Below are 15,233 nucleotides of genomic sequence, written 5' to 3'. Positions count from 1 at the left end.
CGCTCAACCCGCAAAGCCGACGGGAGCCTGAACGATGAGGCTGAGGTCGGGTTGGGTGCTGGGGCGGGCGTCGCGCCGAGCGATGAGGCTGACGTTGGGCTGCGCAAAAGGGCGGACGTTGCGCCGGAAGGTGACGCCGGTGTTGGGCCGAGCCAAGAAGCGGGCGTTACGCCGGGCAGTGGGGACGATGTTGCGCTGAGCGATGAAGCGGGTGTCGGGCTCAGGCTGCGTAGTGAGGTGTTCATGGCGTGGCCGGGCGCTGAGAGTGGCGATCTGGCTGACCGGCCCACTCCCGGCCGGCTCCACTCGGCCGACCCCAGCGCTCCGGACGACGAAGCCGCCCCCGATGGCCGCTCGGGTAATCGTGGCCGAGCCAGTGGACGGGGCGGCGGCCGAGTCGGTGGACGGGCGTCCCGGGGGCGCTCGGACGAGGGGGCCGACGCGCCGATCTTCGTCTGGCCAGGCGACCGTAAGGCCCCTGCCGACCGGGACACCGCTGCGAGCGAGCTTGCCGAAGACGCCCGCACCGAACCATCCCGTAAGGGCGCTTCCGGAAGACGGAAGAAGAAGGCCCAGGTCGACGAGGGTTTCGCCGGAAGCTCCCTGGATGAGCTGAGCAATCATGACGGTGAGGGTGCTGCCGGGCCTGCTGAGCGGCGTACGAGCAGGCGGAGGGCTCGGAACGGTGAGGGTTTCTCTGAAAGCCCTCTGAATGAGCTGAGTGGCCATGATGGCGAGGATGCTGCTGACGTTGCTCAGCGGCGTACGAGCGGGCAGGGAGATCACGAGGGTGAAGGGGACGCGGGGGCGCCGCCGGCTGGGCTGAGTGGTCAGGACGGCGGTGGTGTCGCTGAGGAGCGCCTGAAGGAGCGGGAAAATGCGCACGAGTCCGGCGGCGTTGGCGGAAGGTCGGAGAGTGAGGCTTCCTCCGAGGAGAAGCGCGGCGCCGATGAGTGGCATTCTGAGGTGCTGGCCGGAAGCAGCTGGTTCGGCGATGAGCAGGACACGGGTGGGAAGAAGCGTTCAGGCAAGGGGCGCCGGACAGGCGGCCGGGGCACTGGACGGGGGAGCGGCAGGGCGAGCGGACGCTTCGGGAGAGGCACGACCGGCCGTAGCGGCCCGTTGTCCGATGGGCCGCCATCTGACGAGCCGTCGCATGACGGGCCATCGCATGGCGGGCCGCTGCCTGATGGGCCGGACGTCGGCAGTTCCGCTGCGGCGGCACCTGCGGCGGACCCGGAGTCCGTTGCGCGGGCCATCTGTCTTCGGTTGCTCACCATGGCTCCCAAAACGCGGGCGCAGCTCGCCGAGGCTCTTCGCAAGCGGGACGTACCGGATGAGGCTGCTGGAAAGGTGCTGGATCGGTTCGTCGAGCTCGGGCTGATCAATGACGAGGCGTTCGCGGAGGCATGGGTCGACTCCCGGCACCACGGCCGGGGCCTCGCGAAGCGTGCGCTCGCGGCCGAGTTGCGCCATCGGGGTGTGGACACCGAGACCGTGAAGGAAGCCGTGGAGCGTCTGGACTCCGACCAGGAGGCCGAGACGGCCCGACGGCTGGTGGACCGCAAGCTCGCCTCCACCCGATCCCTCGACTCGCAGACCCGTACGCGGCGTCTGGCCGGCATGCTCGCGCGCAAGGGGTACTCGTCGGGGCTGGCGTACCGGGTGATCCGGGAGGCCCTCGAACAGGAGGGCATCGACCTGGAGGACGACTTCTCCTGATCCCGAGCTTCCTCCGCCTGACCCGCCACCAGGTCAGTGGTCCCTCACGCTCGGGGCTCAGAGAGATGGAGGGGGCGTGGGTCTGTCGCCGGGGCCGGCCCGTCTCCTGCTCGGGGCTTGGGGGAGGGCCTGAAGGTCTGCCGCCGGGTTCGGAGCTCGGTGAGGCCAAGGCGGTTGTGGGGCTGCTGCGGGGGTCGGCGCTTCCCATGCCCGTGGCTCAGGGAGGCGGAGGGGTGGTGGGTTTGCCGCCGGGCAGGTAGTAGCCGTTCTTGCCTTGTGAGCGGGTGCTGCGGATCTTGTTGTTGTCCAGGCGGATCCAGGCGATCTTGTCGATGAGGTTGTTCACCGTGTGCTCCTGTCGGGGTGGGTGAGCCGGGCGTCGGGCGTTCGAAGAGTTTCTCTCGCGGGTGACGGGGGCTGGGGGGACGTCGGAGCCCGACGGTTTCATGGCCGGTGGTCGCCGGGGGCGGGTTGTGGGCTTTGTCTGCGCCATGGGGATTGGAGAGGTGAGGGTGGGGGACAAATGGGGGTGATCGTGGGTTATGTGGTTGATTGGGGAGCTGCGGGCCCGTAAGACACGCTTGAGGACGCGTTTGCTTGCTCGTGACCTGTTCGACGCATAACCTCGACGGCAGTGAGGAGTTACTCCGCGCAGCGCGGATTGCCATACCGGTGAACGACGGACGAACGAGCTCGGTTGATCGAGGCAGGCGAGGTGTCGGCTATGGGGGCCGATGCCCGGTCCGCCTTGGCCTGACATCGGCCCTGGAGACGACGCCGACCGGGCTTTCCGTGGCGCGCACGTGACCCCTCCCGTTTTGGGTCCGCGTTATGAGGTGTTGACGACGCGAGGAGGGCGGGGCGCGCATGCAGCCGCTTGTCGTGGTGCTGATGGTGGCGGTGCTCGTGCTCGCGTTCGGGATGATCGTGGCGCTGCTCGTCGTCATACGCCGTACCTCTGGCGGTTTGCCCCGGAAGGCCGAGCCGAGCCCTGAGCAGGTGGAAGCCGTACACGCGGAGCTTGAGGAGGCGCGGGAGCGGGCCGGAGAGATCCGCGCCAAGGCGGAGAGCGACGCCGAGGAGATCCTGCGCAGGTCGGAGAGTGCCGCCGAGAGCGCCGCGCAGATGCGGCGGGAGGTCGAGGAGGAGAGCCGGACCTTGAAGTCCGAGCTCAAGGAGCTCCGGACCGATCTCGAACGCAGGGAGGCCCGGCTGGCCGAGCGCGAGCAGCGGCTCGACGAGGAGGCCAGGCGGCAGTCCGAGCGGGACAGGAAGCTGGCCGAGACCGAGGTCGAGCTGGCCGACCGGCGCGAGGAGCTGCTCCAGGTCGAGGACGAGCGGCGGGTGATCCTGGAACGGGTCGCCGGGCTGACCGGGGAGCAGGCCAAGTCCGAGCTGGTCAAGGAGATCGAGAACCAGGCCAAGCGCGAGGCGGCGCTGATCATCAGGGAGATCGAGGGCGAGGCCCGCAAGGAGGGCGAGAAGCGCGCCACCAAGATCGTGACGCTGGCGGTCCAGCGGGTGGCGGCCGAGCAGACGGCCGAGTCGGTCGTCAGCGTGCTGCATCTGCCCGGTGACGAGATGAAGGGCCGGATCATCGGGCGCGAGGGGCGCAACATCCGGGCGTTCGAGTCGACCACCGGTGTGAACCTGATCATCGACGACACGCCGGAGGCGGTGTTGTTGTCGTGTTTCGACCCGGTGCGCAGGGAGACGGCGCGGCTCACGCTGGAGAAACTGGTGCTGGACGGGCGTATCCATCCGCAGCGCATCGAGGAGGCGCACGACCGCAGCCGCCAGGAGGTCCAGGACCTCTGCGCGCGCGCCGGCGAGGACGCCCTGGTCGAGCTGGGCATCACGGACATGCATCCCGAGCTGACGCTGCTGCTCGGGCAGCTCCGTTACCGCACCTCCTACGGTCAGAACGTGCTCAAGCACCTCATCGAGTCCGCGCACATCGCCGGGATCATGGCGGCCGAGCTGAAGATGAACCAGCAGCTCATGAAGCGGTGCGCGCTGCTGCACGACATCGGCAAGGCTCTCACGCACGAGGTCGAGGGCAGTCACGCGCTGATCGGCGCCGAGATCGCCCGCCGGTACGGCGAGCAGGAGGACGTGGTGCACGCCATCGAGGCGCACCACAACGAGGTCGAGGTCCGTACGGTCGAGGCGGTGCTCACGCAGGCGGCCGACGCCATCAGTGGCAGCCGTCCGGGGGCGCGCAGGGAGTCGCTGGAGGCGTACGTCAAGCGGCTGGAGCGGCTGGAGGAGATCGCGCAGTCGTACGAGGGCGTGGAGAAGGTGTTCGCCATGCAGGCCGGGCGGGAGATCCGGGTCATGGTCAAGCCGGACGCGATCGACGACATCCAGGCGCAGGTGATCGCCCGGGACGTGGCCAAGCAGGTGGAGGAGGAGCTGACGTACCCGGGGCAGATCCGGATCACGGTGGTGCGCGAGTCCCGCGCCACCGAGTTCGCCCGCTGACCCCAAGAAGGCCGCCCGCCGGTCCGACGGTGGCTCGCCCGTTTTGAGGAGCGCGGCCATCCCAGGGGGCTTGCCCATTTCAGGAGGCCCGCTTGTTCCGAGCAGCGGGAAAAGGGGCGGGACAGGGGAGGAGCGCCTGATGGCGCAGGTCAGGCCGATGCGGGAGTCTCCGATGGGCGAGGTGGGTGCGAGGGCGGCGCGTCGGCGGGCGCGGGGAGGTGCGCCCGCCGGGGAGGCGCCGCTCGCATCGTCAGGCCAGGCCAGGCGGATCCGGAGGGTCGTATCGTCAGGCCAGGCGGATCCGAGGGTCGCGTCGTCAGGCCAGGCGGATTCAGAGGGGGCGCATCGTCAGGCCAGGCGGATTCGGGGGTCGAGGAGTCCGTAGGCGATGTCCACGACCAGGTTCGCCACCACTACGGCGGTGGTGGCCAGGATGACGACGCCCATGATCACCGGTAGGTCACCGCTGATGAACGCCTGCACCACCGCCTGCCCGATGCCGCCGAGCCCGAAGACCGACTCCGTCACCACCAGACCGCCGATCAGCGTGCCGATGTCCACGCCGAGCTGGGTCACCACGGGGGTCAGCGCGGCGCGCAGGCCGTGCCGGTAGATGACGCGGCCTTCGGGCACACCCTTGGCGCGGGCCGTACGGATGTAGTCCTCGCCCAGGACGTCCAGCATGGAGCCCCGGGTGAGCCGGGCGTACGAGGCCGCCTGGACCATCGCCAACGTGATCCACGGCAGGATCAGGTGCCGGGCCCATTCGCCGGGGTTCTCGGAGAAGGGCACGTAGGAGTCGGGCGGCAGGATCGGGGCGCCCGCCATGGTGAGCTGGAAGAAGAAGAAATACAGCAGCAGCAGGCCGACCACGAAGGTCGGCATCGAGACCCCGGCCAGGGCCAGCGTGGTCAGGGCGCGGTCGAGGAACGACCGTACGCGGGTGGCGCTGAGCACGCCGGCGCCGACGCCGAGGCAGAGCCACAGGACGGCCCCGCCGAGCACCAGCGAGAACGTCGGCGGGAAGTCCTGGGCCAGCAGCTTGCCCACCGATTCGCCCGAGAAGTACGACTGGCCCAGGTCGCCGTGCAGGAGCCGGCCCAGGTAGTCGAAGTACTGGACGATGGTGGGACGGTCGAGGCCGAGGTTGTGGCGGATCAGGTCGACCTGCTCAGGGGTGGCCTGGCGGCCGGCCAGCGTACGGGCGGGGTCGCCGGGGGCGACGAAGAACAGGAAGAACGTGCCCAGGGAGACCAGCCACAACACCAGCACCCCGAGCAGTGTCCGCCGCAGCAGGAACCGTCGCAACATCAGCCCTCCACCTCCTGAAGCAACCCCGACATCCCACCCCGGTCATGAAGCAGCGGCATCGGACCCCCCAGCAGCGGCATCGGATCCCCCAGCGGCGGGCGCGGACGCCGGAGCAGAGGCCGCGCGCCGGTTCCGCCGTCGCCGGCGGCTGAACAGCCGTTCCATCCGGGGATCGATGGCGTCCCTGATCCCGTCGCCCACCAGGTTGAACGCCAGCGTCGTGATCAGCAGCGAGGCCGCCGGGAACCCCAGATACCAGTACGCCACCCGGTAGAAGCCCTGGGCCTCGCTCAGCAGGTTCCCCCAGGACGGGGTTGGGGGAACGATCCCGAGCCCCAGATAGGACAAGGTGGACTCGAACACGATCGCGGCCGGCACCAGCAGCGTGGTGAGCACTATGACGGGGGCCAGCAGGTTCGGCAGGATGTCCACGAACATGATCCGCGCGTCGCCGGCCCCCATGGACCGGGCCGCCTCCACGTACTCGCGTTCCTTGAGCGACAACGTCTGGCCGCGCACCACGCGGGCGATCGCCGCCCAGGAGTAGAACGAGATCACCCCGATCGTCGCGGTCAGCGAGGGCCCGGCGATGGACACCACCGCGATCGCGAAGATCAGGTACGGGAACGACAGGACCACGTCCATGAGCCGGGACAGGATGGTGTCGATGACGCCGCCGTAGTACCCGGCCAGCAGCCCGATGACGACCCCGATCAGCGCCGCCACGCCGGTCGCGACCACGCCGACGAGCAGCGAGACGCGCGCGCCGTACAGGACCCTGATGAACAGGTCGCGGCCGAGGCGGTCGGTGCCGAACCAGAACTCGCCGTTGGGCCCGACGGGCAGGCCCTGGTCGGTGATGCCGGTGTCGCGGAACTGCTCGTCGGGGTCGTGGCCGTTCCAGGCCGAGATGAGCGGCGCGGTCAGGGCGAGCAGGCACAGCAGCACGACGACGATGCCCGAGATCAGGGCCACCCGGTCGGACCTGATCCGCGCCCAGGCGAGCTGCCAGGGGCTGCGTCCGGCGATCGTGCGGTCGGCGACGACGTCGGGACGGATCTCCGTGAGAGTCATGCGGTCCTCCCGGCGGTCAGGTCCTCGCCCGCCTCGACGGGGTAGTGGCAGGCCACCAGGTGCTCCTGGGGCGCCAGCAGCGGTTCCTCGGCCGAGCAGCGTTCGCGTGCCTTCGGGCACCGGGGATGGAAGCGGCAGCCGGCGGGCGGGTCGATCGGTGAGGGCACGTCGCCGGTGAGGATGATGCGGTGCCGCCGTTCGGCCTCGTCGGGGTCGGCCACGGCGGTCGCCGACAGCAGCGCGTTCGTGTACGGATGGCGGGGCACCGCGTGCAGCTCCTCCGCGGTGGCCAGTTCGGCCACCTTGCCCAGGTACATGACCGCGATCCGGTCGCTGACGTGCCGCACCACCGACAGGTCGTGGGCGATGAACAGGTACGTCAGCCCGAAGTCGTCCTGGAGGTCCTTGAGCAGGTTGAGGATCTGGGCCTGGATGGACACGTCGAGCGCCGACACCGGCTCGTCGCAGATGATCAGCCGGGGCCGCAGCGCGAGCGCCCGCGCGACCCCGATGCGCTGCCGCTGCCCGCCGGAGAACTCGGCGGGGAAACGGTTGTAGTGCTCGGGGTTGAGCCCGACCCGTTCCATCAGCTCCTGGACGGTCCGCCGCAGCTCCTGGCCGCTCTGCACCCGGTGGATGACGAGCGGGTCGGCGATGATCGAGCCGACCCGGCGGCGCGGGTTGAGCGAGCCGTACGGGTCCTGGAAGATCACCTGGATGTCGCGCCGGTAGGGCCGCATCCGGCGCCGCGGCAGGTTCGTGATGTCGGCGCCGTCGAAGCGCACGCTGCCGGAGGTGATGGGATGCAGGCCGGCGATGCACCGGGCCAGCGTGGACTTGCCGCAGCCGGTCTCGCCGACCAGGCCGAGCGTCTCGCCGGGCGACAGCGACAGGCTGACGCCGTCGACGGCTCTGACCTGGCCGATCGTCTGCTTGATCAGCATGCCGCTGGTGATGGGGAAGTGTTTGACCAGGTTCTCGACTTCGAGCAGCATCAGGCCTCCTCCGCCGTGCCGTGCACCGCCCGTTTGCGCAGCGCCTCGGCCTCCGCGCCGAGCCCGATCGCCTCGTGCGGCAGCCAGCACGCCGAGGCGTGCCCGCGCGCGCCCGTGATGGAGGCCAGCGGCGGCCGTTCGGCGGAACAGACCGGCATCACGTACGGGCAGCGCGGATGGAAGGCGCACCCGGACGGGATCGCGATCAGGCTCGGCGGCGAGCCGGGGATGGGCCGCAGCCGTCCGCCGCGGTCGCCGGTGCTGCCCGGGATCGACTCCAGCAGGCCCTTGGTGTACGGGTGGTGCGGTTGGTAGTAGAGCGTGCGCCGGTCGGCCCGCTCGACGACGAGCCCGGCGTACATGACAAGCACCTCGTCGGCCATGCCGGCCACGACGCCGAGGTCGTGCGTGATGAGGACGAGCGCGATGTCGAACTCGGCCTGCACCCGCCCGATCAGCTCGAGGATCTGCGCCTGGACGGTCGCGTCCAGAGCCGTGGTCGGCTCGTCGGCGACGATGAGCTTGGGGTTGAGCGCGAGCGACATGGCGATCATCGCCCGTTGCCGCATGCCGCCGGAGAACTGGTGGGGGTAGTCGTCCACCCGGCGGTCGGGGCGCGGGATGCCCACCAGGCCCAGCAGTTCGACGGCCCGTTTCCTGGCCTCCGCGCGGCGGGTGCCGGGATTGTGGACGCGGATCAGCTCCTCGATCTGCCAGCCGACCTTGTAGAGCGGGTGAAGGCTGGTCAGCGGGTCCTGGAAGACCACGCTGATCTCCGCGCCGCGGATGCGGCGAAGCTGCTCGTTGTCGAGTCCGAGCAGGTCGACGCCCTCGAACAGGGCCGTACCGGAGATGTCGGCGTCGGGGGTCAGCCCGAGTATCGCCTGGGTGCTCACGGTCTTGCCGCTGCCGGACTCGCCGACGATCGCCAGCGTCTGACCGCGGTCGACGGTGAACGACAGCCCCCGCACCGCCTGGACCACGCCGTCGGAGGTGGGGAAGGACACCTGGAGGTCGGTTACCTCAAGCAGGCTCATATGTCTCCCTCGCGGCTGTCCCGCGGGCCCGCCTGCCGGCGCGCCCGCGGGACGCCGGTCGTCAAGGCGTGTTGGGGTTCAGCCAGAGGTTGGTGACGTCATAGACCTGGTACGACGGCAGATACAGGGCGTTCTGCACCCGCTTGTTCTTGTAGAGCGGCGTGTTCTGGTTGTTCAGCGGCACGATCACCGCATCGCCCAGCACCGTCTGGTCGGCCTCGTGCCACAGCGCCGCGGCCTTGGCCTGGTCGGTCTCGGCGAGCGCCCGCTTGATCAGGTCGTCCACCTTGGGGTTGCTGTAGCAGCCGTAGTTGCTGGTGCCGGGGTTGCAGTTGGTCTGGAACAGCGGCTGCATGACCGCGCGGCCGTTGGTGCCGTACCAGTCGGGGATCCAGCCGGGGGCCGACAGGTCCCATTCGCTGTTCTTGGCGTGCGAGGGCGTCTGCAGGTAGGTGTAGTAGTCGCCCTGGCGCAGCGGCAGGCCCTTGACGGTGATGCCGCACTTCTTCAGGTCGGCCGAGTACGACTGGAAGTTGGCCGGGTGGTTGCCCGCGTTGCGGAAGGCGCCGATGAGGGTCAGCCCGTTGGGGTAGCCGGCCTCGCTCAGCAGTTGCTTGCACTTGGCGGGGTCGCCCTGGTCACCAGGCGTCGGGTACGGGTTGTACTCCTGGTAGCCGATGTTGCCCGGTGGGATGACCGTGTGCAGTGCGGTCGCGACGTCCGCGCCGCCGTAGATCTTGGCGATGGCGGTCTTGTTGATCGCGTACTCGATGGCCTGGCGGACCTTGAGCTTGCCCATCGCCCCGCCGGCGTTCTTGCTCTGCAGGTTGAACACCACGTACGGGTTCGTCACCGCGCCGGGGAAGATCGTGAAGTTGGGGTCGTTGCTCTTGAGCTGCGGGATCTGCGAGGTCGGCACCGGCAGGTCCCACGACAGGTCGGCGCTGCCGGCCTCGATCTGCTGCTGGACCGCGTCGGGCTCGCCGACGCCCATCTTGACGTCGATGGCGTTGACGTACTGGTGCCTGATCGGGTCGGACTCCTGTTTCCAGGCCGGGTTCTTCTCCAGCCGGATCGACTTGGTGGCCACGTACGAGGCGATCTTGTACGGGCCGTTGGAGATCACGTGCTGGCGGAAGGTGGCGTCGTCGGGGACGTACTGGTCGTACTCCTGCGGCGCGGCCGAGGCGAAGTTCAGGGCCAGGATGTTGAGGAAGTCACCGGCCGGCTGGGTCAGGGTGAAGACGATCGTCTTGTCGTCCTTGGCCTGCACGCCGGCGATGTCGTGGCCGTTCTGGAAGTCGGCCAGGGCCTTGGCGGTGGGCTTGGCCTTCTCGAACGCCTTGATGTAGGCGTCGCAGTACTCGGCCATGCCCTTGATCGTGCTGGTGTAGTAGCCGGGCGCGCCGGAGCCCGCCACCGGGTTGCAGATGCGCTTGAACCCGCGGACGAAGTCGCCCGCCGTCACCGGCCGCGGCGGCTGGGTGTCCCACTGCACGCCGTCGCGCAACTTGATCGTGTACGTGAGCTTGTCGGCGCTCAGGCCGCCGTTCGCCTCGGTGGGCAGCTCGGTCGCTATGTCGGGCAGCACCTCGTAGCCCTTGGTGGTGTCGGCTCCCGCCGCGACGCCCTGGAGGGCGTACAGCTGGCGCGAGTAGCCGCGCATGATCGCGATGGTGACGACGTAGTAGATGCTGGTCGGGTCGAGATGGTCGACGTCGCCCGAGCCCACGAGCCTGAGCGTGCCGCCCGAGACGGCGCTTCCCGAGCTCTGGCTCGCGGCGGGGGGCGGAGCGGATTTGCTGGTTCCGTTCTGCGTCGCGCAGGAGGTGGCGAGCAGAGTTGCCGCCGCCACCGTGATGATGCTGAGATGGCGCAAGCTGGCCATCTGGCCTCCCTCGTGCCGAGATGGGGGTGTTGTTGGCTGGCACAGCTGGGGCGCGTGTCGTGGCCGCGACGCGCGCCCCACGTTTACTGAGACGAGCAACCCATGCCGGAGGAAGACTGTCGAGGTCGGTTACGTAACTGTTTGCGACTAGCGACTGGTCGGTAATGCTGATTCAGTACGGGAATTGTCTGGAGATCGCGACATTAACTGAATAGCTGCTGGTAGAAAGCCAGCTCCGCGGCCAGGGCCGCGACCCGCGTCTCCAATCGGCGAAATCCGTGGGATTCGCCGTCGAAAGCGAGATAAGTGCAGGAGACGCCGCGCTCGGACAATGCGTCGGCGAAGGCCGTCGACTGCTCGGGCGGCACCACCGGGTCGTCGAGCCCCTGCAGCAGCAGCATCGGGCAGGACACCCCGTCGACCAGGCCGAGCGGCTCTCTGGAGGCGTAGACGGCCGGGTCGTCGCCGACCAGCCACTCGACGTAACGGGACTCGAAGTCGTGGGTGTGCGCGGCGAGCGGCGCGAGCGCGCTGACGCCGTAGTAGGACACCCCGCCCGCGAACACGCCGGAGCGGCAGCAGGCGGCCATCACCGTCCAGCCGCCCGCGCTGCCGCCGCGCACCGCGATCCGGGCCGGGTCGGCCAGCCCGGAGTCGGCCAGCCACTGGGCGGCGGCGATCGTGTCGGCGACGTCGACCAGCCCCCACTGGCCGCGCAGCCGCTCCCGGTAGGCGCGACCGTAGCCGGTGGAGCCGCCGTAGTTGACGTCGAGCACGCCGATGCCGCGCGAGGTCAGGAACGCCTTCTCCAGGTCGAGCGCCGTGTCGGCGTGGGCGGTCGGGCCGCCGTGCACGAACACCACGAACGGCGTCGGCTCCTCGGCGACCTGGTGCAAGAAGGCGTGGACGGGCCGCTCGCCCGGCACGACCACCGGCCGCGGATCGGGCAGCCCGGACAGGTCGGGCAGGCGCTCGTCGGCCCCCGCCAGCGGCTCGGCCCGCCCGGAGGCGACGTCGACCCGCACGACCGAGCGCGGCAGCCGGGCGGCGTGGCCGACGCCCGTCACGGACATGCCGTCGGCGGCGAGGGCGGCCTGCCATCCCGTGTAGGGCAGGTGGAGGTCGTGGAGCGCTCCCGTGGCCGGGTCGAGCACGCCCAGCCGCAGGTCACCGCGCCCGTGCAGGACCGCGAGCCGCCCGTCGGCGAGCACGGTGTACGGCGCGCCGCCGAGCTGCCACGGCGGCTGCGTGAACTCCTCCTCGGCCGGGCACAACGCCCGCGGCGCGGCGCCGTCGAGGCCGCACTCGTAGAGGTTCCACCAGCCGGAGCGGTCGGAGACCAGGTAGAGGGTGGCGTCGTCCTTCCAGGCGGGCGACAGGACGGACTCCGCCTCGCCGCCCAGCACCGTGCGGGCCTGCCCGTCGCGCAGCCGGACGACGCGCAGCTCCGTGCCGTCCCAGGGCATGCGGGGGTGGTTCCAGCAGATGTAGGCCAGGTGGGCGCCGTCGGGGGACGGGACGGGCGAGGCGTAGAAGTCGTGGCCGGACGCCCGCTCCCGGGGCTCGCCGCCCTTCAGCGGGATCGACACGACGGAACGGGTGATCTTGCCGTGCTCGCCGTGGCGCTCGCGCACCGCCCAGACCTCGCCGTCGCGGACGGTCAGGTCGGCGTAGCGGGAACCTTCGGCGGTGAGGGGTTTCGGCTGGCCGTTTTGCCCGAGAATGTACAGGCGCTGATCGGCCAGACCGGCGAAGACCACGTCGCCGCCGGGCGTCACCGCATAGGGACGGCCGCCGTACTCGTGGACCCTCGTGCGGGCGCTCCAGGGGGCGGGCAGCAGGTCACGGCAGGTGCCGTCGGCCTCACGGCGGACGATCGCGGTGCGGCCGCCCTCGCCCGGACGGTCTTCGGTCCACCACACCCGGCCGCCCTGGGCGACGGGCCAGCCGGGCCGCAGACCGGCGGCGGCGACGTCGCGGGCGGAGATGGCGGACGGCCAGAAAGGCATACCCGCATCCTGCCCGAAGATCCGGGGCCGTGGGGCGCGATCAAGAACATCTCTCCTGCGGCGGCATCGAGGTGGGCAGGTTGAGCCCGGTGTCGCCGAACCACTTGCGCAGCAGCCGCGTGGCCGTCCCGTCCCGCCACATCTCGACCACGGCCTGCTCGGCGGCCTCGCAGGTCACGATGTCGCCCTTCTTCAGGCCGATGGCGTACCGCTCGTCGGTGAAGGGGTCGTTGAGCAGCCGGAACAGGCCGGGGGCCTGCTGGGCGAAGCCGGCCAGGGTCAGGTCCTCGGTGGAGACGGCGTCCAGCTGGTTGTCGCTGAGCTTGCGCACGCAGTCGGAGTAGTTGGCCGCGGGCACGGCCACGACGGGCAGGTCGAGCTTGCCGTCAGGCGGCGGGTCGGCGACGCGCTTGAAGGAGTTGGAGCCCGGCACCTGGCACACGCGCTTGCCCCGCAGGTCGGTGACGGCGCGGATGGACGCGTCGTCGGCCCGGACCATCGTGTCCTGGTGCACGAGCACGTACGGGCCGGCGAAGGTCACCTTGGGCCTGCGGGCCTCGGTGATGGAGTAGGTGGCGAACACCATGTCCACGGTGCCGTTCTGGAGCAGCGCCTCGCGGCCCGCCGCCGGCGCCTCCCGCCAGGTGATGCGCACGGGCCGGCCGCGGGCCAGCTTGGCGACGACGTACCGGGCGACGTCCACGTCGAAGCCCACGGGGTCGCCGGGGCCGGCCTTCAGGCCCAGGCTCGGCTGGTCCCATTTGGTGCCCACGATGACCTGGCCGGTGCCCCTGATCTTGCCCACGACGGTGGAGTAGGCGCCGCCGCCGCCGCACGCCACCGGTACGGCGAACGCGGCCGTGCCGGCCAGCGCCACCACGACTCCACGTATCCGCACGCACAGGAGTCTGTGGGCTCGGCGGCCCGGCCGGGCCGGTCTGCGTGCCGCACCGGCGAAGATCTGAGGCTTTCTTTACGAGACGGCGGCGGGACGGGGATCCCGCCGCCGTGCTCGTCGCCGGGCCCGTCGCCGGGCCGGCAGGTCACTCCACGGGGATGTCGGGCGCCATGCCGCCGCCCTCGGTGCCCTGGCCGGTGCCGACGCCGACGGCCGCCGCGCCGGGGGTGGCGATCGGCCGCGCCGAGGTCTTCCTGCTGCGCCTGCTGCGCCGCTCCAGCAAGGTGGCCAGGTAGCTCAGCGTCATGTTGAGCGCCACGTAGATGACGCCGATGACGATCGCCGCCGGGATCAGCGAGCCGAAGTACGCCGCCGGCAGCACCTTGAACCCGGTGTTGAGCAGGTCGACGTAGGCGATGATGTAGCCGAGCGCGGTGTCCTTCAGCAGCACCACGAGCTGGCTGACGATCGCCGGCATCATCGTCGTGACCGCCTGCGGCAGCAGCACCAGGCGCAGCACCTGGTTCTTGCGCATGCCCACCGCGTAGGCGGCCTCGGCCTGGCCCTTGGGGATGGCGTGCACGCCCGCGCGCACGATCTCCGCCAGCACCGAGCCGTTGTACAGCATCAGGCCCAGCACCACGGCGATGAAGGCGTAGTCGCCGCCGCCGGCGATGGCGGGCGCCAGGTAGAAGATGAAGAAGATCAGCAGCAGCAGCGGGATGGCCCTGAAGACCTCCACCACCGTGGCCGCCGGGATCCTGATCCAGGCGTGGTCGGAGAGCCTGGCCAGGCCGAAGACCGCGCCGAAGACCAGCGCGAGCACCGCCGCGGTGGCCGCCGCCTTGAGCGTGCCGAGCAGGCCCGGCAGGATGAACTCCTGCCACACCTCGGCCGTCAGGAACGGCTGCCAGATCTTGCCTTCCCACTGGCCCTTGGCGTCGAAGCCCTGGTAGACGAAGTACACGACGGCCAGGACCGCCACGAGGCTGACCGCCGTCAGCAGGTGGTTGCGCAGCCGGCCGCGCGGGCCGGGCGTGTCGAACAGGACGGATGCGCTCATCGGGCCACCGCCAGACGCCTTGCCAGCCAGCCGGAGAGGAAGCCGATCGGCATGGTGAGGACCATGAAGGCCACGACCACCCCCAGGAAGATCGGGATCGACGCGCCCGTGGTGTCGAACGTGAGCTTCATCTCGGCGGCCACGTCACCGGCGAACCCGCCGGCCACCGCCACCGTGGTGTTCTTGATCATGGCGATCATCACGCTGCCCAGCGGGGCGATGACCGACCGCAGCGCCTGCGGCAGGATGATCATCCGCAGCGACTGCATGAAGGTCAGCCCGATCGCCCTGGCCGCCTCCGCCTGCCCCATCGGCACCGTGTTGATGCCGGAGCGCACCGCCTCGCACACGAACGCCGCCGTGTAGACCGAAAGGCCCATCGCGACGATCCAGAACGAGTTCGTCCGCGGCACGTCGGAGAAGATCAGGCCCAGCTGGTCGCTCAGGCCCAGCGCCGAGAACGCCAGCACCAGGGTCAGCGGGGTGTTGCGCACCACGTTCACATAGACCGTGCCCGCCGCGCGCAGGACGGGCGTCGGGGAGACCCGCATCCCGGCCAGGATCGTCCCGAGGATGAGGGAGACGACCGCGGCCACGAGTGCGAGCTTGATGTTCTCCAGGAAGCCCAGCGCGAGGTTGGGGAGGTACTTGATTAGTTCGTCCATCGTGCTCCACCGCATAGAGCGGCGGGGGGCGGGGTACCCGCCGCCCCCGCAGGCGGGTCAAGCAGGAAACCACGGCCCGCGGCGCGG

At 70.2% G+C, this 15,233-nt stretch carries 13 protein-coding genes; 2 read left to right on the top strand and 11 right to left on the bottom strand.

What is annotated here, in order from left to right; all coding sequences use genetic code 11:
* Positions 1-3: 3 nt before the first annotated feature.
* Entirely contained in the window at positions 4-960 is a 957-nt protein-coding gene (locus ABZ459_RS46330) for a hypothetical protein (protein WP_357985638.1), read from the bottom strand.
* Between the two features lie 6 nt (positions 961-966).
* Between ABZ459_RS46330 and recX the strand changes: the two genes are divergently transcribed.
* Positions 967-1,722: a recombination regulator RecX gene (recX, locus tag ABZ459_RS46325; RefSeq protein ID WP_357985634.1), complete on the top strand. Its 756-nt coding sequence runs from the start codon at positions 967-969 to the stop codon at positions 1,720-1,722.
* A 217-nt stretch (positions 1,723-1,939) separates the two neighbouring features.
* Here recX and ABZ459_RS46320 read toward each other — a convergent pair whose 3' ends face one another.
* A complete protein-coding gene (locus ABZ459_RS46320) occupies positions 1,940-2,068 on the bottom strand; it encodes a hypothetical protein (protein WP_357985631.1) in 129 nt (42 codons plus the stop codon).
* Between the two features lie 521 nt (positions 2,069-2,589).
* Between ABZ459_RS46320 and rny the strand changes: the two genes are divergently transcribed.
* Positions 2,590-4,206, top strand: coding sequence for a ribonuclease Y (gene rny, locus ABZ459_RS46315; RefSeq protein ID WP_357985629.1), 1,617 nt, complete (start codon positions 2,590-2,592; stop codon positions 4,204-4,206).
* A 348-nt stretch (positions 4,207-4,554) separates the two neighbouring features.
* Here the strand turns inward: rny and ABZ459_RS46310 are convergent, their stop codons facing one another.
* From ABZ459_RS46310 to ABZ459_RS46270, 9 genes are all read right to left on the bottom strand, one after another.
* Positions 4,555-5,517, bottom strand: a complete 963-nt coding sequence (locus ABZ459_RS46310) for an ABC transporter permease (protein WP_357985627.1) — start codon at positions 5,515-5,517, stop codon at positions 4,555-4,557.
* A gap of 42 nt (positions 5,518-5,559) precedes the next feature.
* On the bottom strand, positions 5,560-6,591 hold the full coding sequence (locus ABZ459_RS46305; protein ID WP_357985624.1) for an ABC transporter permease: 1,032 nt from the start codon (positions 6,589-6,591) through the stop codon (positions 5,560-5,562).
* Positions 6,588-7,586, bottom strand: a complete 999-nt coding sequence (locus tag ABZ459_RS46300; protein WP_357985621.1) for a dipeptide ABC transporter ATP-binding protein — start codon at positions 7,584-7,586, stop codon at positions 6,588-6,590. Before ABZ459_RS46300 ends, ABZ459_RS46305 begins: the two co-directional genes overlap by 4 nt.
* Positions 7,586-8,623, bottom strand: coding sequence for an ABC transporter ATP-binding protein (locus tag ABZ459_RS46295; protein WP_357985618.1), 1,038 nt, complete (start codon positions 8,621-8,623; stop codon positions 7,586-7,588). Before ABZ459_RS46295 ends, ABZ459_RS46300 begins: the two co-directional genes overlap by 1 nt.
* Positions 8,624-8,684: 61 nt before the next feature.
* Entirely contained in the window at positions 8,685-10,511 is a 1,827-nt protein-coding gene (locus tag ABZ459_RS46290; RefSeq protein ID WP_357985615.1) for an ABC transporter substrate-binding protein, read from the bottom strand.
* A gap of 203 nt (positions 10,512-10,714) precedes the next feature.
* A complete protein-coding gene (locus ABZ459_RS46285) occupies positions 10,715-12,520 on the bottom strand; it encodes a prolyl oligopeptidase family serine peptidase (protein WP_357985612.1) in 1,806 nt (601 codons plus the stop codon).
* A 40-nt stretch (positions 12,521-12,560) separates the two neighbouring features.
* On the bottom strand, positions 12,561-13,418 hold the full coding sequence (locus ABZ459_RS46280) for a glutamate ABC transporter substrate-binding protein (protein WP_357985609.1): 858 nt from the start codon (positions 13,416-13,418) through the stop codon (positions 12,561-12,563).
* Between the two features lie 145 nt (positions 13,419-13,563).
* Complete coding sequence (locus tag ABZ459_RS46275) at positions 13,564-14,481, bottom strand: amino acid ABC transporter permease (protein ID WP_357985606.1); 918 nt, start codon at positions 14,479-14,481, stop codon at positions 13,564-13,566.
* Entirely contained in the window at positions 14,478-15,146 is a 669-nt protein-coding gene (locus ABZ459_RS46270; protein WP_357985603.1) for an amino acid ABC transporter permease, read from the bottom strand. The genes ABZ459_RS46275 and ABZ459_RS46270 overlap by 4 nt, the downstream gene beginning before the upstream one ends.
* Positions 15,147-15,233: the final 87 nt, after the last annotated feature.

Source organism: Nonomuraea sp. NPDC005692, assembly GCF_040631115.1.
Taxonomy (GTDB): Bacteria; Actinomycetota; Actinomycetes; order Streptosporangiales; family Streptosporangiaceae; genus Nonomuraea.
This window is presented reverse-complemented; position numbering and strand designations above follow the sequence as displayed.